General features: G+C 63.5%; 17 protein-coding genes. 7 read left to right on the top strand and 10 right to left on the bottom strand.

What is annotated here, in order from left to right:
• Positions 1-74: 74 nt before the first annotated feature.
• A complete protein-coding gene (locus tag ACFY9W_RS11040; RefSeq protein ID WP_391129659.1) occupies positions 75-962 on the bottom strand; it encodes a LysR substrate-binding domain-containing protein in 888 nt (295 codons plus the stop codon).
• A gap of 111 nt (positions 963-1,073) precedes the next feature.
• Here ACFY9W_RS11040 and ACFY9W_RS11045 point away from each other — a divergent pair, with 111 nt between their 5' ends.
• Together ACFY9W_RS11045 and ppnN are read left to right on the top strand one after the other, a co-directional pair.
• Complete coding sequence (locus ACFY9W_RS11045; protein ID WP_391129662.1) at positions 1,074-2,135, top strand: putative sulfate exporter family transporter; 1,062 nt, start codon at positions 1,074-1,076, stop codon at positions 2,133-2,135.
• A gap of 209 nt (positions 2,136-2,344) precedes the next feature.
• Complete coding sequence (gene ppnN, locus ACFY9W_RS11050) at positions 2,345-3,718, top strand: nucleotide 5'-monophosphate nucleosidase PpnN (RefSeq protein ID WP_391129664.1); 1,374 nt, start codon at positions 2,345-2,347, stop codon at positions 3,716-3,718.
• Positions 3,719-3,862: 144 nt separating this feature from the next.
• On the opposite strand, the gene ACFY9W_RS11055 is transcribed toward ppnN, so the two are convergent.
• Positions 3,863-5,008 carry a diguanylate cyclase domain-containing protein gene (locus tag ACFY9W_RS11055; RefSeq protein ID WP_391129667.1) on the bottom strand — a complete coding sequence of 382 codons (1,146 nt, stop codon included), beginning with the start codon at positions 5,006-5,008 and terminating at the stop codon, positions 3,863-3,865.
• Positions 5,009-5,206: 198 nt separating this feature from the next.
• The gene (locus tag ACFY9W_RS11060) at positions 5,207-6,130 is read right to left on the bottom strand and encodes a LysR substrate-binding domain-containing protein (RefSeq protein ID WP_391129670.1); all 924 of its coding nucleotides are present in this window, start codon (positions 6,128-6,130) and stop codon (positions 5,207-5,209) included.
• A 101-nt stretch (positions 6,131-6,231) separates the two neighbouring features.
• Between ACFY9W_RS11060 and ACFY9W_RS11065 the strand changes: the two genes are divergently transcribed.
• Positions 6,232-7,191, top strand: a complete 960-nt coding sequence (locus ACFY9W_RS11065) for an EamA family transporter (RefSeq protein WP_391129673.1) — start codon at positions 6,232-6,234, stop codon at positions 7,189-7,191.
• A 126-nt stretch (positions 7,192-7,317) separates the two neighbouring features.
• On the opposite strand, the gene pssA is transcribed toward ACFY9W_RS11065, so the two are convergent.
• Positions 7,318-8,646, bottom strand: a complete 1,329-nt coding sequence (gene pssA, locus ACFY9W_RS11070; protein ID WP_391129676.1) for a CDP-diacylglycerol--serine O-phosphatidyltransferase — start codon at positions 8,644-8,646, stop codon at positions 7,318-7,320.
• Positions 8,647-8,827: 181 nt separating this feature from the next.
• Between pssA and ACFY9W_RS11075 the strand changes: the two genes are divergently transcribed.
• A complete protein-coding gene (locus tag ACFY9W_RS11075; RefSeq protein ID WP_391129679.1) occupies positions 8,828-9,835 on the top strand; it encodes a helix-turn-helix domain-containing protein in 1,008 nt (335 codons plus the stop codon).
• A 131-nt stretch (positions 9,836-9,966) separates the two neighbouring features.
• Here the strand turns inward: ACFY9W_RS11075 and ACFY9W_RS11080 are convergent, their stop codons facing one another.
• The 3 genes from ACFY9W_RS11080 to katG form a co-directional block, all read right to left on the bottom strand.
• Positions 9,967-11,301 (bottom strand): MFS transporter, encoded by a 1,335-nt coding sequence (locus ACFY9W_RS11080; RefSeq protein ID WP_391129682.1) that lies wholly within the window; start codon positions 11,299-11,301, stop codon positions 9,967-9,969.
• Positions 11,302-11,463: 162 nt separating this feature from the next.
• Complete coding sequence (locus tag ACFY9W_RS11085) at positions 11,464-12,675, bottom strand: M24 family metallopeptidase (RefSeq protein WP_391129685.1); 1,212 nt, start codon at positions 12,673-12,675, stop codon at positions 11,464-11,466.
• Positions 12,676-12,933: 258 nt separating this feature from the next.
• Positions 12,934-15,189 carry a catalase/peroxidase HPI gene (gene katG, locus ACFY9W_RS11090; RefSeq protein WP_391129688.1) on the bottom strand — a complete coding sequence of 752 codons (2,256 nt, stop codon included), beginning with the start codon at positions 15,187-15,189 and terminating at the stop codon, positions 12,934-12,936.
• 448 nt (positions 15,190-15,637) lie between these two features.
• Here katG and ACFY9W_RS11095 point away from each other — a divergent pair, with 448 nt between their 5' ends.
• The gene (locus tag ACFY9W_RS11095; RefSeq protein ID WP_391129691.1) at positions 15,638-16,543 is read left to right on the top strand and encodes a LysR substrate-binding domain-containing protein; all 906 of its coding nucleotides are present in this window, start codon (positions 15,638-15,640) and stop codon (positions 16,541-16,543) included.
• A 114-nt stretch (positions 16,544-16,657) separates the two neighbouring features.
• Complete coding sequence (locus tag ACFY9W_RS11100) at positions 16,658-17,245, top strand: hypothetical protein (RefSeq protein WP_391129694.1); 588 nt, start codon at positions 16,658-16,660, stop codon at positions 17,243-17,245.
• Positions 17,246-17,278: 33 nt separating this feature from the next.
• On the opposite strand, the gene ACFY9W_RS11105 is transcribed toward ACFY9W_RS11100, so the two are convergent.
• Positions 17,279-18,157 carry an EamA family transporter gene (locus tag ACFY9W_RS11105; RefSeq protein ID WP_391129697.1) on the bottom strand — a complete coding sequence of 293 codons (879 nt, stop codon included), beginning with the start codon at positions 18,155-18,157 and terminating at the stop codon, positions 17,279-17,281.
• 247 nt (positions 18,158-18,404) lie between these two features.
• Between ACFY9W_RS11105 and ACFY9W_RS11110 the strand changes: the two genes are divergently transcribed.
• Positions 18,405-19,229 (top strand): aldo/keto reductase, encoded by an 825-nt coding sequence (locus ACFY9W_RS11110; protein ID WP_391129700.1) that lies wholly within the window; start codon positions 18,405-18,407, stop codon positions 19,227-19,229.
• A 175-nt stretch (positions 19,230-19,404) separates the two neighbouring features.
• On the opposite strand, the gene ACFY9W_RS11115 is transcribed toward ACFY9W_RS11110, so the two are convergent.
• Entirely contained in the window at positions 19,405-21,501 is a 2,097-nt protein-coding gene (locus tag ACFY9W_RS11115) for an EAL domain-containing protein (protein WP_391129703.1), read from the bottom strand.
• 161 nt (positions 21,502-21,662) lie between these two features.
• Positions 21,663-22,157 (bottom strand): GNAT family N-acetyltransferase, encoded by a 495-nt coding sequence (locus tag ACFY9W_RS11120; RefSeq protein WP_391129706.1) that lies wholly within the window; start codon positions 22,155-22,157, stop codon positions 21,663-21,665.
• Positions 22,158-22,168 lie beyond the last annotated feature (11 nt).

Raw genomic sequence — 22,168 nt, forward strand, 5'->3', positions numbered from 1 at the left:
ACAGGGATGGCGTACCCCCTGAAAGCAGCGCTGTACCTGTGGGAGCGGGCGTGCCCGCGAAGAGGCCCGAACAGTCAACCGACCGCTTGCATACCAACACACAACTCAAGAAACCGCGAAGCGGCCCGCGACGGAGTCGCCGCATGCGGCACCAGAATGGAAAACCGCCGCACCAGTGGCTGCGGCGCCACCTGCAACCGGTGCAATGCCCCATCTTCATGGCGGATGGACATTGCCGACACAAAGCCAACCCCCATCCCCGCCCGCACCGCTTCCTTCACCCCCTCCACCCCGGCAATCTCCAGCGCCACGCGCATCGCCACGCCATCCCGGGCAAACGCCCGCTCGACGATCTGCCGCACACCCGAGCCGCTCTCGCGCAGGACCAGCGGGTAGGCGCCCAGCGACGCCAACGTCTGCTGGTCACTGCCCGCCAGTGGGTGACCACTGGGCACAATCGCGACGATCTCGTCCTCATGCCAGGCCGTCACTTGCGTACCCAACGCCAGCTCCTGCCCAGGCGGGCCTTCGATCAGGGCGATATCGACACTGTCCAGTGCGGCGACGATCTCCGCCGTGTTGCCATGTGAAGTGCTTACCAGCACATCCGGATAGCGCCCGTGAAAATCGGCAATCAGGTAAGGCAGCAGGTAGCTGGCCGGCGTGGTACTGGCACCGATGCGCAAGGTGCCGCGTTCCAGCCCACGCATGGCCTCACGCAGTGCCTGGGCCTGGCGAAAGGTTTCGCGCAGGCGCTCGGCATGGGCCAGCAACTGCTCCCCAGCCGCCGTCAGCCGCACGCCACGGCCGGCACGTTGATAAAGAGGCTCGCCAAAAGCCTCCTGCAACAACTTGAGCTGGCCGGACACTGCGGGCTGCGACAGATGCAGGGCCTGGGCCGCGTGGCTGATGTTGCCGTGCTCGGCAACCGTTGCAAACGTTATCAGCTGTTCTGGGGTCATGTTTTAAAAATATCAGCTATTCGGATATTTGCCATTCTAAATTACGATTTTTTATAAGCTTATAACCAGATTAACGTAGGCCCTGTCGAAACACTTTTCCGGAGGACTCACATGGCCACGGTTCCGTCCAACCCCGCTTTTGCCCCTACCCTCTCTACCCGAGGGCGGCTAAATGGCATCCTGTTCGTCGCGCTGTTCGCGCTTGCGGTTACCCAGCTGGCTGCCTTGCCTGCCATCGCCAACCTGGGTATAAGCCCGCTGATCGTCGGCATCGTCGCAGGTGCCCTGTACGGTAACGCGCTGCGTGACGGCGTACCGGCCAGCTGGGCTGCCGGCATCAACTTCTCGGCCCGCGGCCTGCTGCGCATTGCCGTGGCCTTCTTTGGCCTGCGCGTCAGCCTGCAGGAAATTGCCGAAGTCGGCTGGTCGGGGCTGATCGTGTCGCTACTGGTGGTGTCCAGCACCTTGCTGATCGGCCTGTGGTGCGGCATGAAGCTGTTCAAGCTGGACCGTGACACCGCCCTGCTGACCGCCGCAGGCAGTGCCATCTGCGGCGCCGCTGCGGTGCTGGCCTTCGAATCGGCGCTGCGCAGTGCCCCGCATAAAAGCGCGATGGCAGTCGGCAGCGTGGTGCTGTTCGGCACCTTGTCGATGTTCCTGTACCCGCTGGCCATCAACGCTGGCTGGTTGCACCTGGACACCCTGGGCGCCGGGCTTTTCCTCGGCGGTACCCTTCACGAAGTGGCGCAGGTGGTTGGCGCAGCCAGTAACGTAAGCCCTGAAGCCACCCATATTGCAACCATCGTCAAGATGACCCGGGTAATGCTGCTGGTGCCGGTACTGTTGGTGGTAGGCCTGTGGATCAGCCGTTCGCGTAAAACCGGCCTGGCGCAAGGCAACGGGCGCATTGCGATGCCCTGGTTTGCCTTCGGCTTCCTTGCACTGGTGCTGGTAAATTCGCTGCAGGTGCTGCCTGGCAGTGTGACCCAGGCGGTCAACAGCCTGGACACTTTTGCCCTGACCATGGCCATGACTGCGCTGGGGATGGAAACCCGCTTCAGCCAGATCCGCCAGGCCGGGCCAAAGGCGCTGGCTACCGGGGCGATTCTGAACCTGTGGCTGGTTGGTGGAGGGCTGGCGATTACCCTGGGTGTGCAGAAACTGTTGGGTTGACTTGAGACCGAGTCGCCTGCTTCGCGGGCTTGCCCGCTCCCACAGGGTGGCGCTGCTCTCAGGGCTTGCGCCGTACCTGTGGGAGCGGGCAAGCCCGCGAAGAAGCCAACCCGGTCTCAAGGATTTTCACCCACCCCCTCGTTGCCGCCCACATTTCTCGGTATGGTGTTGTCAAAGAAGGATGTTTTACCTGCACAGGAAAGACTTAGATGCCCCAACGCCATGTCATCAATGCATCCGTCAGCCCCAAAGGCAGCCTGGAGACGCTGTCACAACGTGAAGTGCAGCAACTGAGTGAAGTCGGTACCGGTAGCCTTTACACCCTGTTCCGCCAGTGCGCCCTGGCTATCCTCAACACCGGCGCCCATGTCGACAATGCCAAGACCATCCTTGAGGCCTACAAGGACTTCGAGGTAAAAATCCACCAACAGGACCGCGGTGTTCGCCTGGAGCTGTTGAATGCCCCGGCCGACGCCTTCGTCGATGGCGAGATGATCGCCAGCACCCGTGAAATGCTGTTCAGCGCCCTGCGTGACATCGTCTACACCGAGAGCGAACTGGCCAGCCAGCGTATCGACCTGGAAAGCTCCCAGGGCATCACCGACTACGTCTTCCACCTGCTGCGCAATGCCCGCACCCTGCGCCCGGGCGTGGAGCCGAAAATGGTGGTGTGCTGGGGTGGTCACTCGATCAGCAGCGAGGAATACCAGTACACCAAGAAGGTCGGCCACGAGCTTGGCCTGCGCAAGCTGGATGTATGCACCGGCTGCGGCCCAGGCGTGATGAAAGGCCCGATGAAGGGCGCCACCATTGCCCACGCCAAGCAACGCATGCATGGCAGCCGTTACCTGGGCCTGACCGAGCCAGGCATCATCGCCGCCGAAGCCCCCAACCCTATCGTCAACGAACTGGTGATCCTGCCAGACATCGAGAAGCGCCTGGAGGCCTTCGTGCGTGTCGGCCACGGCATCATCATCTTCCCGGGTGGTGCCGGTACAGCCGAGGAGTTCCTGTACCTGCTGGGCATCCTCATGCACCCGGACAACCACGACCTGCCGTTCCCGGTGGTGCTCACCGGCCCGCGCAGCGCCGAGCCTTACCTGCAACAGTTGCATGCCTTCGTCGGCGCCACCCTGGGCGAGGCGGCGCACCGCTTGTACGAAATCATCATCGACGACCCGGCAGAAGTTGCCCGGCACATGGTCGAAGGGCTCAAGGAGGTCAAGCAGTTCCGCCGTGAGCGCAACGACGCCTTCCACTTCAACTGGCTGCTGAAGATCGAGGAGAGCTTCCAGCGCCCGTTCGACCCGACCCACCAGGCCATGGCCGAGCTGGACCTGCGCCGTGACCTGCCCCCGCACGAGTTGGCGGCCAACCTGCGCCGGGCGTTCTCCGGCATTGTTGCGGGCAACGTGAAGGACAAGGGCATCCGCCTGATCGAAGAACACGGGCCGTATCAGATCCACGGTGACAGCGCCGTGCTGGACCCGCTGGGCCGGCTGTTGCAGGCCTTCGTCGACCAGCACCGCATGAAGCTGCCCGGCGGCGCTGCGTATGTGCCGTGCTACCAGGTGGCCACCTGACACCCCGCCTTCAAGCCATCAGGGCCGCTTCGCGGCCCATTACCGGCAAGCCAGCGCCCACAAGTACTGCGCAAAATTTCAGCATCACGCGGCCTCTGTGGGAGCTGGCTTGCCGGCGATGGGCTGCAAAGCAGCCCCATGAGTCTATTGGTTAAGGTCGGCCATCGAGCGCTCGACAAACCGGATACTGTCCCGCCCGCTGCGCTTGGACTGGTACAACGCCACATCCCCCTGCTCGATCAACGCCGCCAGGCTTGCTGGTGGCTGGTCGAACAGGTTGGCACCGATGCTCAAGGTGACCGCCTGCGGCGTAGGCACGGTCTTGCTGGCATATTGCTGGAACTGCTCACGCAGCAGCCCGCCCAACTCCATGACCCGCTCGTTGCTGGCCCCGCACAGCAAGATGACGAATTCATCGCCGCCCAACCGCGCCGCCAGCGAGCGCTCGGGCAGCACCGCGCGAATGATCTCGCTCAAGGCAATCAGCAAGCGGTCACCCGCGATATGCCCGTGCAGGTCGTTGACCAGTTTGAAGTTGTCGATGTCGATCAGCAGCAAGGCCCCAGGCTGTGCCGGGCTTACTTCCTTGAAGAAATGCCCCGCCCTGACCTCCAGGGCACGCCGGTTGTACAGCGCGGTCAACGGATCACGCGCAGCCAGCCGGGCAATCCGCTCCTCGCGCCGATAGCGCACGGTGCCCGTCATCGACAAGGCAATCAGCATGATCGCCATCGCCCCCTCGACCAGGGAAATCTGAATGATCAGCCCGCCAAAAGTGGCCAGGTCGATCACCGTACCCGGTGTAATTGCGATGATTGCCTTGAGCACATAGAACAGGCCATGGATCAGCAACACATAGCGCAACTGCACGGCGCCAACACTTAGCGACTTGCCGTGGGGCCGCAGCAGGAAGCTGGCCTTCAGCGTCAGCGCAGCCACCAGCAACGAGTTGGCCATCAGCATCACCTTCGACCACTGCGGCCCAGCGGGCAACAGCAGCAAGGCGAACCAGACCACCACGATCATCAGCCAGGCACGCGACAAGCGCTCTTGGGTAAAGCGCAGCACGCCCATCAGGAAGAACGCGTGCGCCACCACCAGCAAGCCATTGGCGAACCAGATGCCGATAAACAGAAAACCGATCCCGCGCAACAACGCCAGGATGCAACCAACAGTAATGGTGGCGAAACCTGCGCTCCAGAACAGCAACGAGGACTCGCGGACACTGCGCCATTCAATCGCCAGGTACAGGGCAGCCGCGGCTGCCAGGGCGACCGAAATGGTCAGCATCGTGGGTGGATCTAGCGCCATATACGCTTTGGCCTATCTGGTTAACGAGGAAAAGGCGCAATTGTATGCGCTTGTGATGACTTTTCAGAGAGACCTTGGTCAGGAGCCTGTAAAACATGGCTCACCTTCAAGGCTGCCCAGGGAGAATAGATATCATATTGATATCATCGCTTGCTGGGTAGCTGACCTGACGATCAGTCACCCTTCATAGGGCTCACCCGAAGCTGGGGCAGCCAACTGCCGCCCCGACAGGAAGCTCACCAGCTGCCGCCCGTGTGAGCTCAGGCGCTCCCAGTCACGGAAACACAGGCGCAGTTCAAGGGTGGCCCAGCTTTCCGCCAGGGCGACGCGGCGCACCGGCAGCTCCTGCTCGGCGCGCACGGCGGCGGTTTCAGGCAGCATGGCCACGCCCGCACGCTGTGCAACCAGTTGCGCGATGGCCTCGAAGCTGGGGGCGCGCACACGCACCTTCAGCGGCATGGCCAGGTTCATGGCCAGTTCCTCGACAAAGCGCTGCATCGGCCGCCCGGCGGGCAGGCAGATGAACGCATAGCCCAGCGCATCGACCAGACGCAGCTGCTCGCGCCCGGCCAGGTGATGGTCCGCAGGCACCAGCATCACCAGCCGCTCGGTGCGAAACGGCAGCGATACCACACCCCCGCTGGGCAGAATGCCGTCGTACACACCAATCTCGCACTCGTTGGCCAATACCACCCGCAGCACGTCCACGCTCTTGTGTTCCATCAGTTGCAGGTCGACTTCGGGGTAGTCCGCCAGAAACGGCCCAAGTATCGCCGGCAACAAGGTGCTGTTGGCCACCGTCGACGCCGCCAGGCGCAACGTGATGCGCTGCTCGCCGGCCATCTGCTGCAAGGTCTCTTGCAGTTTTTGCGCTTCGCCGAGCACGTTGCGCGCCCCTTCCAGCACCAGGCGCCCGGAAGGCGTCAGCTGCATGCCATCGGCCTTGCGGAAGAACAACACCAGGCCACAGCGCTCTTCGAGCAGTCTCAGGCGAGTACTGGCAGCCGATACAGCCACCGGGAAGGTCGCAGCGGCCTTGCTCAGGCTACCTGTGGCGGCAATGGCCAGCAGCAGGCGCAGGTCGGTCAGGTCGAATTGCATGCCCTTCTCCAAAACAGAAGACCCTGTTCACTAAAAAGCGATTCTAGCGCGACAGCCTTCTGTTCAGAATAAGCCATGCCCTTTTCTGCCGCAGGTACTCCATGAATGCACTACGCAGCCTGATCCAACGCCAGTTGCAGAGCGGCGCCTTGTACGCCGTGCTGGCCGCCCTTGGCTTCAGCTTCAAGGCCATTTTCGTCAAGCTCGCCTACGCTGCCGGGCCGGTGGACGCCATCAGCCTTTTGGCCATGCGCATGGGGTTGGCGCTGCCGCTGTTCGCCTGGCTGGTATGGGCGAGCCGTAGCCAAGGCAGCGCCCCTCTGAACCTGGGCGACGGTTTGCGTGTGGCCTTGCTTGGGCTGCTGGGGTATTACCTGGCCAGCCTGTTCGATTTCTATGGCTTGCAGTACATCAGCGCCGGGCTGGAACGGCTGATTCTGTTCACCTACCCGACGCTGGTGCTGGTGTTCCAGGCCATCGCCCTGCGTGAACGGCCAAGCCTGCGCACGCTGTCGGCCATGGGCCTGTGCTATCTGGGGCTGGGCATCGCCTTTGTCCATGACATCAGTGTCGCCGGGGCAGGCCAGCAAGTGGTGCTGGGCTCGCTGTGGGTGTTTGCCAGTGCGGTGACCTACGCACTTTACTACGCCGGTACCGGGATGATGCTCAAACGCATGGGCTCGATGCGCCTGGCCGGCCTGTGCGGCACCGCATCCTCGCTGATGGTGTTGGCGCATTACCTGCTGGTGGCCCCCGTCGGGCAATTGTGGCAATTGCCCGGCGCGGTGTGGGCCAATGCCGGATTGATGGCGGTCTTTTCCACGGTGTTGCCGATCTACTGGGTGGCGCTGGCGATTCAGCGGTTGGGGCCTACCCACACGGCGGCAGTGGGCAACCTGGGGCCGGTGCTGACGGTGCTGGCGTCGTGGGCGGTCTTGAGTGAAGAGATTTCGCTTTATCAGATCGTCGGGCTGGCGGTGGTTCTGCTTGCCGTGTCGCGGCTCAAGCCGAAGGGCAAGAAGGAAGCTGGGGCGGCACAAAGCAAAGGCGCCACAGCCTGATTGCTCGGCTGGCGGCACTGGCCCCATCGCCGGCAAGCCAGCTCCCACAGGACTTGCGCAGGTTTCAAGGCATGCACCGCCCCTGTGGGAGCTGGCTTGCCGGCGATGGGGCCAGTGCAAGCGACATCAAAGCACCCGTTTGATCAACGGCTCCAGCCGGCTGTAACGCAACCTGCGCAAGAACTTGCGCACTTCCTTGGGGTGTTCGGCCTTGACCCCCAACGCCTCTGCCGAACCGATTTTCGGCGCAAACCGGCGCAATTCGGCCAGCTCTGCCTCCCGTGGCCCCAGCCACTGCCCCTGCGGGTCATCGATCAGCAGGCCGTTCTCCAGGTCCAGGTTGAAGCCGCGCGGGTTCAGGTTATTGCCGGTCAACAGCGAATAGCGCTGGTCTACCCACACGCCCTTGGCGTGGAAGGTGTGCCCGGGGTCGTTCCAGATCCGCACTTGCAACTGGCCGCTGGCAATTGCGCCATGGCGGCGACGGGCGAAGGCCCGCAGGTTGTCTTCGTACAGATAAGGCAACGCGCCACTGGCACTGAACGGCTCGCCAGGCGCGATATAGAAGTCGTTGGCCGTACGGTCACCCACGATCAATTCCACTTGCACACCACGCTCCAGCGCATGGTCGAGTTCGCGCATCACGACCCGCGGCGGGTTGAAATATGGCGTGCTGATGACGAGCTGCGTGCGCGCCGCCGCCAGCATGGCGCACAGCGCCCGGTTCAACGGGTTGCCACGGCCCACGCCCAACAGCGGAATCACCCGCAACCCCTGCCCCGCCACACTGGCCGGTGCCTCATAGGCCATGCGCCGCAAGCGTGCCCGCAAGCGCCGGATGTCACCGCGCAGGCTGCGGGTGGTTGGGGGCGCCGGCAAATCGAGGCGCGGCGTGGCGGTGTGGTGCAACAGGCGCTGCACCAGGCCCACCATGGCGTCTGCCAGGGCTGGCGACTGGAACAGGTGGTAGCGGTCCAGGCGATAGCGGTCGAAGCGGTGCAGGTAGACGTTGTTCACGCTGGCGCCGGTGTAGATCACGCAATCGTCGATGATGCTGCCCTTCAGGTGCAGCACGCCAAACAGCTCGCGGGTTTGCACAGGCACGCCGTGAATGGCGATGTCCAGCCCACGCAGCTGGCGCTGGGCCTGGTACCAGGCCGCGTTACCTGGCTGTCGCCCGGCCCCGAGCAGGCCCCGGCGGGCACGGAACCAGTCGACCACGATGGTGATTTCAAGCCCTGGCCGCTCGGCCTTGGCCTGGTACAGGGCATCCAGCACTTCCTGGCCGGCCTCGTCTTCCTGCAGGTACAACGCAACAATCACAATGCGCCGGGTCGCGGCGCGGATGCGTTCGAGCAGGCAGACGCGGTAGGCCTTGGCATCAGGCAGCACCTGGATCGACTCGGGCGACATGGCGTAGCCTGGCAATGCCGCCAGCATGGATTCGGGGTTCACGAACGATCACCTTCTTTGTGCAATCACTGTCGGCCCTGCCAGCCGGCAGGGCCATTCCTGGCCGCTGCGCCCAGGGTGTAATATCGACCCGGCAACGACCCATAACAACAAGAACCACGCGAGGCTGTATTTTCTCACTGCCCCTGACGAACTATGCCTCAGCTTGCACAGGAACAGCGCAATGGTCCACCCCGCTTCTGCAAACCCATCGCCATCTATTGTAAAGAGTTGTTCCGTAAAGACCTTCGGCTTTCTGATCTTGCCCAATTTCACCACCATCGGCCTGGCCTCGGCGGTGGAGACCCTGCGCATGGCCAACCTGGCCGCGCGCAAGCCCCTGTTTCGCAGCGTGCTGATTGCCGCGGGCGATGCACCGGTGGCCGCCAGCAACGGTATGCGCGTACTGCCCGACTACAGCATTGCCAACGCCCCCGCGCTGGACGCGCTGCTGGTGGTCGGTGCCAACCCGATTGACCGTGGCCGTGGCAACCGCCCGCTGATCGACTGGTTGCGCCAGCTGGCACGCCAGCACTTGCCATTGGGCGGTATCTGCACAGGCAGCTACCTGTTGGCCAAGGCCGAACTGCTCAAAGGCTACCGTTGCACCATCCATTGGGAAGACCTGCCGACGTTGCAGGCGCATTTTCCCGGCATCGTCATCTCCAGCCAGCTGTTTGAACTGGACCGGGACCGCTACACCTGCTCGGGCGGTGTGGCGGCCATGGACATGATGCTGCAACTGGTCGCTCGCGAACCGGGTGGCCAGGACATCGCGGCCAAGGCGGCCGAGCTGCTGCTGTGCGACCGGGTGCGTGGCGAACGCGAGCGCCAGCGGGTGCCGCTGCGCACCCTGCTCGGTAGCGGCCAACCCAAGTTGAGCCAGGTGGTGGCGATCATGGAGGCCAACCTGGAAGAACCGTTGGGGCTGGAAGAGCTGGCCAGCCTCAACGAAGTGACCGTGCGCCAGCTGGAGCGGTTGTTCCACAAGTACCTGCAGCGTACGCCCAGCCAGTATTACCTGGAGCTGCGCCTGTCGCGGGCGCGGGAGCTGCTGCTGCGCAGTGATGTGCAGGTGCGTGAGGTGGCGTTGGCGTGCGGGTTCAGTTCGCCGGCACATTTTTCCAAGAGTTACAGCCGGTTTTTTGGGTTGTCGCCACTGGGGGAGCGGCGGCAGGCCTCTTTGCATTGATTCATGATTTGCTCCGGCCTGTACCGGCCTCTTCGCGGGCACGCCCGCTCCCACAGGGACCGCGTCAACCCTGAAGGTAGCGCGGATCCTGTGGGAGCGGGCGTGCCCGCGAAGAGGCCGGCACAGGTCGACTAATCTTCCAGCGCCGAGTGCGCAGTTTCCCGGCACATCAGCATGGCCACCAGTGCCACCAGCGCTGCGGCAAGCAAATACCCCGCCGGTGCCAGCTTGCTGCCCGTCACCTGTATCAGCCAGGTGGCAATGAACGGCGCAGTCCCGCCAAACAGTGCGTTGGCCAGGTTGAAGCTGAGGGCAAAGCCGCTGAAGCGCACCCGGGTCGGGAAAATTTCCGCCAGCAGGCACGGTAAAGTGCCGTCATTCATCGCCAGTATCGCCCCGAAGCAAATCTGGATAGCCAGGATCACCAGCAGCGGCTGCCCATCCAGCAGGCGGAACAACGGCACGGTCAACCCCAGGAACAACAGCGAAGCCACCACCAGCATGGTCTTGCGGCCAAACCGGTCGGACAACCGCCCCATCAGGAAGATCAAGCCGATGTAGGTGGCCAGCGACACCGTCGAGGCAATGAACGAATCCCGCTCGCTCATGCCCATTTCAGTGGACAGGTAGGTTGGCATGTAGCTGAGCAGCAGGTAGAACGCCACGGCGTTCAGGCAGGTAACGCCAATGCCGATGGCCAGGCTGCGGCGGTGCTGGCCCATAAGTTCGCGCAGCGGCATCGGTGCCATGTCAGCCTTGTGTTCCAGGCGTTGCTCCATCTCCAGGAACTTGGGCGTGTCCTGCAGGCTCATGCGGATATAACGCCCAACCAGCCCGAACGGCGCCGCCAGCAGGAACGGCAGGCGCCAGCCCCACTCATGCAGGGCTTCGCTGCTGAGCAGCTCGTGCAGTAACGCCACGAACGCCGCACCGAACAGCAACCCGGCCGCCGTGCTGGCCGGCACGATGCTGGTGTACAGGCCACGCCGGCCGGGTGGCGCGTACTCGGCCAGGAACGCCGCAGCACCTGCATATTCGCCCGAGGCGGAAAAACCCTGCACCAGGCGGATCAACAGCAACAGGGCCGGCGCCCACAGGCCGATTTGCGCATAACCGGGCAACAGGCCGATGCAGAAGGTGGACACCGACATGATCAGGATGGACCACGACAGCGCATTGCGCCGGCCATGGCGGTCGCCAAAGTGGCCCCAGACGATGCCGCCCAGCGGGCGCACCAGGAACGACAGGGCAAACACGGCGAAGGTTGCCAACAGGCCGGTGGTTTTGTCAGTTTGCGGGAAGAAGGTGGCGGCGATGATGGTTGCCAGGTAGCCGTAAGCGGCGTAGTCGAACCACTCGACGAAGTTGCCCATGAAACTGGCCCGGGCGGCCTTGCGCAGGGCCTGGCGTTCGGCGCTGGGCGCGGCGCCGTCGAGGGTGGGTGCATTCAGGGTGGTGCTGGACATGACGGGTACCCTCTGGTTCTTTTAATTGGAGGCAGGGTCTGGTGGTCATACAGTGATTTTTTTATTGTCCAGGCTGGCCTTTTCGCGGGCAGGCCCGCTCCTTCAGGATGTGTGAGGCCCCTGTGGGAGCGGGCGTGCCCGCGAAGCAGGCGACGCCGATGCTTACTTGCGAATGATGTTGTGCTCCGGCCCATACGGGAACTTGGTGATGTTCTCAGCGCCGTGGTCATTGACGATCAGGATGTCATGCTCGCGGTACCCGCCCGCCCCTGGTCGCCCTTCAGGCAGCATGATCATCGGTTCAATCGACACCACCATGCCCGGCTCCAGCACCGTGTCGATGTCTTCGCGCAGCTCCAGCCCCGCTTCGCGCCCGTAGTAGTGGCTCAAGGTGCCGAACGAATGGCCATAGCCAAAGGTGCGGTACTGCAGCAGGTCGTGACGCAGGAAGATCTCGTTCAGTTCGCGGGCAATGTCGCTGCAGCGCATGCCCGGGCGTACCAGCTTCAACCCGGCCTCGTGCACTTCGACGTTGGCCTGCCACAGGCGCAGGCACTCGTCCGGGCAGTGGTCAAGGAACAGTGTGCGCTCCAGCGCGGTGTAGTAGCCAGCGATCATCGGGAAGCAATTGAGGCTGAGGATCTCACCTTTGCCAACGCGACGGCTGGTGACCGGGTTGTGCGCGCCATCGGTGTTGAGCCCGGACTGGAACCAGGTCCAGGTGTCCATCAGCTCCGCATCGGGGAAGCGCCTGGCGATTTCACGCACCATCGCCTGGGTGGCATGCAGCGCCACTTCGTACTCCGGCACCTGATCACGCAGCGCCTCCACCACCGCCGCACCGCCAATGTCGGCCACCTGCGCGCCATGGCGGATCAGCGCCTGCTCCTCGGCCGACTTGATCATGCGCATGCGCATGCACGGGGCGCCGATGTCCACCAGTTCGGCCTTGGGGTAGCAGGCGGCGAGCTTGGCGTGGTTCTGCAGGTTGAGGTGGTCGTGTTCCACGCCAATGCGCGAGGCCAGCGGTAGCGCCTGCTGGATGGCAACGAAGTAGTTGTCGCGCTGCCAGTCGGTGTAGACGATGTTGTCAGTGCCGACCGTGCGCCGCCAGGGTTGCCCACCGTCGATGTTGGCGCTGATCGAGACAACCTTGTCCTGGGTGATCACCAGCGCATAGGGGCGGCCGAACGAGCAGTAGAGGAAATCGCTGTAGTAGTTGACGTTGTGGTACGACGTGAAGATGGCTGCCTCGATGTCCTGATCGGCCATGTAGGCCCGCAGGCGAGCGTGACGGGCCGCGTATTCCTGTGCCGAAAAGGTTGGCTGCACCTTGTCGCCGTTGCGGATATTCAGGGTCTTGGGCATTTGCATGGTCGGGGTTCCTTGTCGTTATGAGCACGCTGTTCAGGCTTGCCGCCTGAGAAGCATTGCAACAGAACCGACGAGGGCGCTTTTGTATCTATCCGACCTCAAATTGGCGGGATTGCCACTGGCGCCAGGGGCTGCTGTGCAGCCCATTCGCGGGCTTGCCCGCTCCCACAGGTTTTCAGCACCCTGAAAAGCAGTGCGGTACCTGTGGGAGCGGGCAAGCCCGCGAATGGGACGCAAAGCGTCCCACCGATAACACTGTTACTTCAGGTCAAAGCGGTCCAGCTCCATGACCTTCTGCCAGGCCGCAACAAAGTCCCGAACAAACTTGTCACGCCCATCACTGCTGCCATACACCTCACTCAATGCCCGCAACTGGGCATGCGAACCAAACACCAGGTCAACCCGGCTACCGGTCCACTTCACCTGCCCGGTCTTGCGGTCACGGCCTTCGAAGCTTTCGTTGTCCGCCGACGTCGCCTTCCACTCCACGCCCATGTCCAGCAGGTTGCGGAAGAAGTCATTGCTCAAGGTGCCGACCTTGTCGGTGAACACACCCTGCTTGCTGCCGCCATGGTTGGCGCCCAGCACGCGCAGGCCACCGATCAGCACGGTCAGTTCGGGCGCAGTCAGGGTCAGCAACTGGGCCTTGTCCAGCAACAGCTTCTCGGCCTTGACGCTATAACGTGCCTTGGTGAAGTTGCGGAATCCATCGGCCAGCGGCTCCAGCACCGCGAACGACTCGACGTCGGTCTGCGCCTGGGACGCATCGACGCGGCCCGGTCGGAAGCCCACGTTGCCACTGTAGCCGGCATCCTTGGCGGCCTTTTCCACAGCTGCGGTACCGGCCAGCACGATCAGGTCGGCCAGCGAGACCTTCTTCCCGCCGGTGTTGAAGTCGGCCTGAATCTTTTCCAGGGCCGCCAGTACCTTGTCGACACCCTGGTTGGCAGCCCAGCCGTTCTGCGGCGCCAGGCGCAAGCGGGCGCCATTGGCACCACCGCGCTTGTCAGAGCCACGGAAGGTCGAGGCCGATGCCCAGGCGGTGGAAACCAGCTCGCCCACGCTCAGGCCCGCACCCAGCACCTTGGTTTTGAGGGCCGCGATGTCTTGCTCGCTGAGCGTGGATGGATCGGCTTTGGGCAACGGGTCTTGCCACAGCAGCTCTTCGTTTGGCATTTCCGGGCCCAGGTAACGTGCCAGCGGGCCCATGTCGCGGTGGATCAGCTTGTACCAGGCGCGGGCGAACGCATCCGCCAGCTGGTCGGGGTTCTCCTTGAAGCGGCGGGCGATCGGCTCGTAGATCGGGTCGAAGCGCAGCGCCAGGTCGGAGGTCAACATGGAGGGTGCATGCTTTTTACCCGGGTCGTGCGCATCCGGCACCGTTCCGGCGCCTTTGCCCTCTTTCGGCCGCCATTGGTGCGCACCTGCCGGGCTCTTGGTCAACTCCCACTCAAAGTTGAACAGGTTGTTGAGGTACTCGTTGCTCCATCGGGTGGGGGTGGAGGTCCAGATCACTTCCAGGCCGCTGGTGATGGCGTCCCCACCCTTACCGCTGCCGAACTTGTTGGCCCAGCCCAGGCCCTGCAATTCCAGGCCAGCCGCTTCCGGTTCAGGGCCGACGTTGTCGGCAGGGCCGGCACCGTGGGTTTTGCCGAAGGCGTGGCCGCCAGCAATCAACGCTACGGTTTCTTCATCGTTCATGGCCATGCGGCCGAAGGTTTCACGGATGTCCTTGCCCGACGCCACCGGGTCCGGGTTGCCTTCCGGCCCTTCCGGGTTCACGTAGATCAGGCCCATCTGCACGGCAGCCAGCGGGTTCTCCAGGTTGCGCTCGGCCGACAGGTCGCGGTTCTGTTCCTCCCCATGCTTGGCCGGCTCGGCCACCAGATCACCCTGGCCTGGCGGCTGGGCCTTGACCTGGTCCTTGCCGTAGCGAGTATCGCCACCCAGCCAGACCTTTTCCGAGCCCCAGTACACATCTTCATCAGGCTCCCACACATCGGCGCGCCCGCCCGAAAAGCCGAAGGTCTTGAAGCCCATGGATTCGAGGGCAACGTTGCCGGTGAGCACGATCAGGTCGGCCCAGGAAATCTTGTTGCCGTACTTCTGCTTGATCGGCCACAGCAGGCGCCGGGCCTTGTCCAGGCTGACGTTGTCCGGCCAGCTGTTGAGCGGGGCGAAACGCTGCTGGCCAGAGCCCGCACCACCCCGGCCGTCGCCGATGCGGTAGGTACCGGCGCTGTGCCAGGCCATGCGGATGAACAATGGGCCGTAGTGGCCGAAGTCGGCGGGCCACCAGTCCTGCGAGTCGGTCATCAAGGCGGTCAGGTCTTTCTTCAAGGCCTGGAAGTCCAAGCTCTTGAACGCCTTGGCATAGTCGAAGTCCGGGTCGGGGCTGGACTTGGACGAATGTTGGTGAAGAATTCTCAGGTTGAGCTGGTCAGGCCACCAGTCACGGTTGGTGGTGCCGCCACCTGCGGTTTGATGGAACGGGCATTTCGATTCGTTCGACATCTGCGGGTACCTTTGGGTCGGTTATCCAGATTTCCGGTCTGTGCCAGGTGTTCTTTCAGCCGAGCGTGTGCGCTCGTGCTACCCCTCATCAGGTCTACACGGGGCTTGCGAAGCTGTCACGGCAGGTGGGCGCGGTCTTGCACACAGGTGCTGCCACGCCGCCCACTCGCGCAATTCGCGGGGCCAGGGGAAAGACTAGCCGAGCTTGGGCAGAGTTCTAATAGAGTGGCTGTTAGGGGGTGATAGGCTGGCTCTGTCAGCGCTTTCCTGTCCTGGCCTCTTCGCGGGCGCGCCCGCTCCCACAGGATCTGCACAGGCCTTGAAAACCGCGCTGTACCTGTGGGAGCGGGCGTGCCCGCGAAGAGGCCGGCACATCCATACAAGGCACGCAGGCCACCCACATGCTTCAATACACCGCCAAGCCCTCTACCCCCGGAACCTGAGCCCAATGAACCGCAACGACCTGCGCCGCGTCGACATGAACCTGCTGGTGCTGTTCGAAGCCCTGATGATCGAACGCAACCTGACCCGGGTCGGCGAAAAGCTGTTCATCACCCAGTCCACCGTCAGCGCCGCCCTCGCCCGCCTGCGCGAGCTATTCGACGACCCGCTGCTGATCCGCAATGGCCGGGCCATGGAGCCCACCCCCAGGGCCATGCAGATCTTCGCCGAGTTGGGCCCGGCCATGGACGTGATTTCCGCCGCCATCAGCCGCGCCCGCGAATTCGACCCGGCCAGCAGTTGCAACGTGTTCCGCCTGGGCCTGTCGGACGATGCCGAGTTCGGCCTGTTCCCGGCGCTGCTGCAGGCCCTGCAAGAAGAGGCCCCGGACATCAGCGTGGTGGTACGCCGGGCCAACTTCCTGCTGATGCCCGGCTTGCTGGCCAGCGGCGAGATCTCGGTAGGCGTGAGCTACACCACCGACCTGCCGGCCACCGCCAAGCGCCGCAAGCTGCGCAATATTGGCGTGCGGGTGCTGCGCGCCGACGACCGCCCGGGCCCGTTGACCCTCGACGAATACTGCGCCCGCCCGCATGTGATGGTGTCATTCTCCGGCGACATGAGTGGCAACATCGACCTGGACCTGGCACGCATCGGCCGCTGCCGCAAGGTGGTGCTGGCGGTACCGCAGTTCGGCAGCCTGCGCGCCCTGCTGCGCAACACCGAGATGATCGCCACAGTGCCGGACTATGCTGCCTGCGCCCTGGCCGACGACGGCAGCCTGCGCGCCGACCCGGCGCCGTTCGATATCACCGAGGCCGAGCTGTCGATGGTGTGGAGCGGCGCCCAGGACAACGACCCGGCCGAACGCTGGCTGCGCGAGCGCATCCTGCAATTCATGGCTGCGCAGTGACACATCGACCTCATCGATAGCCACCATGAATGCCATCAAGTTCCGCTGCGGCCGGCCCGGACGGAAGATGCAGGCATTCACTGCATCGACGAGGGACCATCCATGAAATCCGGCATGATCGCTGCCCTGCTCGCCTTGCTGGCCGCCCTCGGCGGTTGTGCCAATCCGGCCGCTACCGAAACCCGCCAGCCCTACGGGCACTTCTATTCGGCCACGGCCATCTCCAGCGTTGCCCTGGCCCCCGGCCAGCGGGTGGCGGTTTTGCTGGGGCGCGATGCCGAAGCGACCCTTGCCTACCTCGGCAACCACCGCGCCCAGGCTAACGCACCCACAGCAGGCCAGCGCATCCCGGTGGCAACCCTGAACAGTGAAAGCCAAGCCTATGACTGGCTGGCACGGTCGCTGGCGCAGCAGTTCGCTGAAGTCACTTTTTATGACGACCTGGATACGCTGCTGGGCGACCACCCGGATGTGATCGTGCTACTGGACACTGAAAGCCGGTTGGCCAGCGCGGGCATCGAGAGCCGGGTAGTGGCACGGTTTTTCGATGACCAACTGACCTATATCGGCCGTGCCGAAGGGCGGGCAAGCAAGCGCCTGGGCGATGTGGCGCGGGTGGTCGAGGACGAACGGGCGGTGCAGGCGGATGCCCTGCGAGACTTTGATGATTCGTTGCAGGCCTTGATGAAGGATCGCGCCTGAAGGCCGCTCCCACAAGTCAGCCTGTACAGGTTTCTACTTGCGCCGCTGCATCCACGCCGCCCCCAGCCCGCTGAGGCAGATCACCGAAATACCCACCAGGCTGAGGGTATCCGGCACCTGGCTGTAGATCACCAACCCGAGCAACCCGGCAAATACGATCTGGCAATAGCTGAACGGCGCCAGTAACGCCGGTGCTGCATGGCGGAAGGCCTGGGTCAGCAGCAGGTGCGCCGACATGCCAAAGCCCCCCAGCGCCAGCATCAACAGGGCATGGTCCCAGCGCGGCACCTCCCAGAAGAACGGCACCAGCGCACTCATCGCCAGCGTGTTGCACAACCCCGCATAGAAGTTGCTGGTGGTCGGGCTGTCATGGGCAGCCAGAATGCGCGTGAGCAGTTGATAGAAGCAGAAACCCAGTGCCGAGCCGAACGGGTACAGAATGGCCGGGGTAAACATCGCCCCGCCCGGGTGCACCACCACCAGCACACCGATAAAGCCCAGCACCACCGCCACCCACTGCCCCACCGTCACCCGCTCTTTCAGCAGCGGCGCCGACAGCGCGGTGACCAGCACCGGGGCAAGGAAGTTGACCGCCGTCGCCTCAGCCAACGGCAGATACTGAAGGCCGGTGGTGAACAGCAAGCTGGTGCTCAGCAGGCTCAGGGCCCGCAAGGTTTGCAGCAGCGGCCGGCGGGTGCGCAATACGTTGAGGCCAGACTTGGGCAGGAATATGCCGGCCATCAGCAGCGTATGCACGACATAGCGCGCCCACACCACCATGACAATCGGGTAAATGCCACCAAGGAATTTCGACAACGCATCGTGGCTGGCGAACAGGAACGTCGCCACCACCACCAGCGCGATACCGCGCAAGGGTTGATTGACGCCGGACAGCGGTGTGCTGGAACTCATGGCTCTCTCGATGACGGCGCGACGCCATGCCACGCCCAGGGAAGGCCGCGCAGGCATGGCCTGGCGGATGCAACAGCTCGAATTCTAGAAGAGATGCCGCAGGATAAGGAAGTTCATTTGCCACTTGCCCATGCCGGCTGCAATTACTGTTCGCTGATCGACCACTTTGTGCTTTGAGCGCATGGCCCGTGCCTCGCTGATCGCCGACCATCGGGTGCGAACCCTGCACACCCTACAAGGAATTTACATGCAAAGGCTCACCACCCGTAACGGTCTGGACCTGCCTGCAATCGGCTTGGGCACCTGGCCAATGACTGGCAGTGAATGCACCCAGGCCGTGCACCAGGCGCTGGAAGTCGGTTACCGGCACATCGACACCGCCACCGCCTACGAAAATGAAGCGGCGGTTGGCCAGGCCCTGCGCGACAGCGACGTCCCACGCGAGCAGATCCACCTCACCACCAAAGTGTGGTGGGACCGCCTGGAGCCCAAAGCCATGCGCCAGTCGCTGGAAGACAGCCTGCGCGCCCTGGGCACCGAACAGGTCGACCTGTTCCACATCCACTGGCCCGGCAAGGATTGGGACCTGGCCCGCAGTATCGACACCCTGGTAGCACTGCGGGACGAGGGCAAGGCACGCCACATCGGCGTGGCCAACTTCCCGCTGGGGCTGCTGCGCCAGGTGGTGGAAACCTTGGGCGCGCCGTTGTCGGCCATTCAGGTGGAGTACCACGTGCTGCTCGACCAGCAACCGCTGCTGGACTACGCCCGTCGCCATGACCTGTTGCTCACCGCCTACACCCCGCTGGCCCGTGGCCAGGCGGCGGCGCAGCCGGTGATCCAGGCGATTGCCCGCAAACATGCTGTGCTGCCGAGCCAGGTGGCATTGAAGTGGTTGCTGGAACAGGACGGTGTAGCAGCGATACCCAAGGCCAGCAGCCGCGAGAACCAGCTGGCCAACCTGGCCGCGCTTCAGGTGCAGCTGGATGATGAAGACCGCGCGGCAATTGCCGGCTTGCCGAAGGACCAGCGGGTGGTGAGCCCGGCGTTTGCGCCGGACTGGAATAGCTGAGTCTTGCTCAAGCCCTGAAAGCTTGCGCGGTCCCTTGTGGGAGCGGGCGTGCCCGCGAAGCAAACAACGCGGTGGCTGGCACCGGCTGCGCCGGTGTTCGCGGGCATGCCCGCTCCCACAGAGATGGCGCAGGCTTCTGGATTTTGAACAAGACAGTTGCGCCCACCAAGGGGCTCTAGCGTAGCGTAATCACCTGCTTCAAGCGCTCGCTCGCCGGCGCCGGCCGCCCATACAGATAACCCTGGAAGTGCGAACACCCCTCTGCTGCCAACCGGCGCATCTGCTCTTCAGATTCCACCCCCTCGGCCGTGGTCTTGATCATCAGGCTGTTGGACAGGTCGGTAATGGCGCGGATGATGGACATTGCCTCGCGGCTGTCACACATGTCATGCACGAATGACTTGTCGATCTTGATCCGGTCGAACGGGAATGACCGCAGGTAACCCAGCGATGAATACCCCGTGCCGAAATCGTCCAGCGAGATGGACACACCCAAGTCCTTCAGCGCACGCAAGGTGCGCACGTTTTCTTCGCTGTTGCCCAGCAGCACCGATTCGGTGATTTCCAGTTCCAGCCGCTGCGCCGGCAGGCCCGAGTCGGCTAGCGCCAGGGCCACGGTATGCACCAGGTTGGCATTCTTGAACTGCACCGCCGACAGGTTGACCGACACCGTCTGGTCGCTGTCCCAGCTGGCCGCCTCCTGGCAGGCCAGGTTCAGCGCCCGGGTGCCCAGTTCGTGGATAAGCCCGGTTTCTTCGGCGATGGGGATGAAGTCCATGGGCATGACCATGCCACGGGTGGGGTGCTCCCAGCGCAGCAGCGCTTCGTACCCGGTCACGCTGCTGGTTTGCTGGTCGACCACTGGCTGGTAGTGCAACTGCAGCTGGCCCAGGTGCAGCGCGGTACGCAAGTCGGTCTCCACCAGGCGGCGTTGGCGGGCGGCGACATCCAGCTCGACGTCAAAGCACTCGAAGCGGTTGCGGCCATTACGCTTGGCCTCGTACAGCGCCATGTCGGCATAACCGAGCAACTGCTCGGCCTGGTCGTTGTCATCCGGGGCGATGGCAATACCGATGCTCACCCCTACCGTGAACTGATGGCCTTCGATCTGGAATGGCGGGCAAATGGCATTGATCAGCCGCTGCGCGGTGTTGCACGCCGCATCCCGCCCGTCCAGCCCCGTCAGCACCACGGCAAACTCGTCACCGCCCAGGCGGGCCAGGGTGTCGTGCTCACGCAGCTCGCGACGCAGGCGTTTGCCCAACTCGCGCAGCAGCTTGTCGCCAAAGGCATGGCCCAGTGAGTCGTTGATGTTCTTGAAGTTGTCCAGGTCCAGGCACAGGGCGGCGGTCAACTTGGCGTTTTCGTCGCCACGCACAAGCGCCTGACGCAGCCGTTCGTTGAACAGGGTTCGGTTGGGCAGCCCGGTGAGCGCGTCATGGTGTGCCATGTGGTGGATCTGCGCATGGGCGGCCAGCTCTTCGGTGGCATCTTCAGCCACGAACAGCACATAGTCGGCCTGGCCCTCGCGGTTCTGGCTAAGCAGGGTACGGCTGCGCAGGGTGCGCGGCCCGCGAGCGGTGTCAACGCAGGTTTCGGCAGCATGGCCCTTGCTACTGCGGGCACCACGCGCCAATTGCTGCTCCAGGTAGTCGGCCGCTGCCGGGCTCAGGCAATCGCCCGGCAACTGGCCGATCATGCTGCGCCCCGGCCCGCCGAACAGGCGCTCGGCCTGCTGGTTGGCCAACAGGATGCGCTGGCTTTCCAGGTCCTGGACGATGACGCTGGCGGGGATGTTGGCAATGACCGAATCAAGGAACTGCGACAGGTTGGCCATTTCCTGGCTGTACTGCTCGGCCAGTTCCTTGGCCTGCAGCAGTTCCTGCTCCTGCCGATGGCGCTCGGAAATGTCGCGGGTGACCTTGGCGAACCCCACCAGTTGGCCAGCATCGTCGTACACCGCATCGATCACCACATGGGCGTGGAAGGCCGAGCCATCCTTGCGCAAGCGCGAGCCGATCTCTTCGAAGCGCCCGGTGCTGCGCGCCTGCTCCAGGTTGAATGTGGGCAAGCCGGCGGCACGCTCGGCCTCGGAATAGAACAACGAGTAATGCTGGCCGACGATTTCCTCGGCATGGTAGCCCTTGGCACGCTGGGCGCCAGGGTTCCAGTTGGCGACGATACCTTCGGGAGTGAGCATGTAAATGGCATAGTCCACCACACTCTGAATCAACAGCCGGTACATGATGTCGGGGCTTGCGACTAGCGACATGAACTTTACCTGAACCTTCGAGGGGCGTGAAAAGGGCTCCGGCATGACGAGGCCGGGTAATGAACTGGATTAGTGGCATTATGCCTTCGATGAATTTTTTGTGAAGTGCCTCACAAAAATGCCGTCATGCCCTCAAGGAACGAGCCAGAGCTGGCCTGCCCTCAATGACGGGCACCTGCGACCAGGAAGTTGAGCAGATCCGGCTCATCAGGCAGGGCAATGGCCTGCGCAGGGCGCGACAGGTTTGCCAATACGGCGTGGCAGAACGCCACGGCGGGCGGGTCCTGTGAATAGCAGCGCAGCAACCAGTCGCCCTCGCCGCCCAGCAACTGCAACGCTACCGCCTGGCCAATACCCTGGCGGCGATACTTTTTAAGAATGAACAGGTCGGCCAGTTCCAGCGCGTCGATGCCCGGCAGCTCACTGCGCTCGACCAGCACAAAACCAGCGATGAAGCCATCCGCCAGCACCAGGTAGGCGCCCCAGCCGTCATCCTGCCAGTAACGTTGCAGGTGCTCGTCGTGGACATAGAAGCGGCCGTCCACTTCGACGTCTTCCTGCTCCCAGTCGGAGGATTCGTAGGAATAGAACTGGTAAAGGTTGCGAATCAGCGGGGCTTGGTCGGCGGTAGTCGGTAACAGTGCGATCGGGAGCATGGTGAGGGCTC

The organism is Pseudomonas sp. NPDC008258 (assembly GCF_042956345.1).
Taxonomy (GTDB): domain Bacteria; phylum Pseudomonadota; class Gammaproteobacteria; order Pseudomonadales; family Pseudomonadaceae; genus Aquipseudomonas.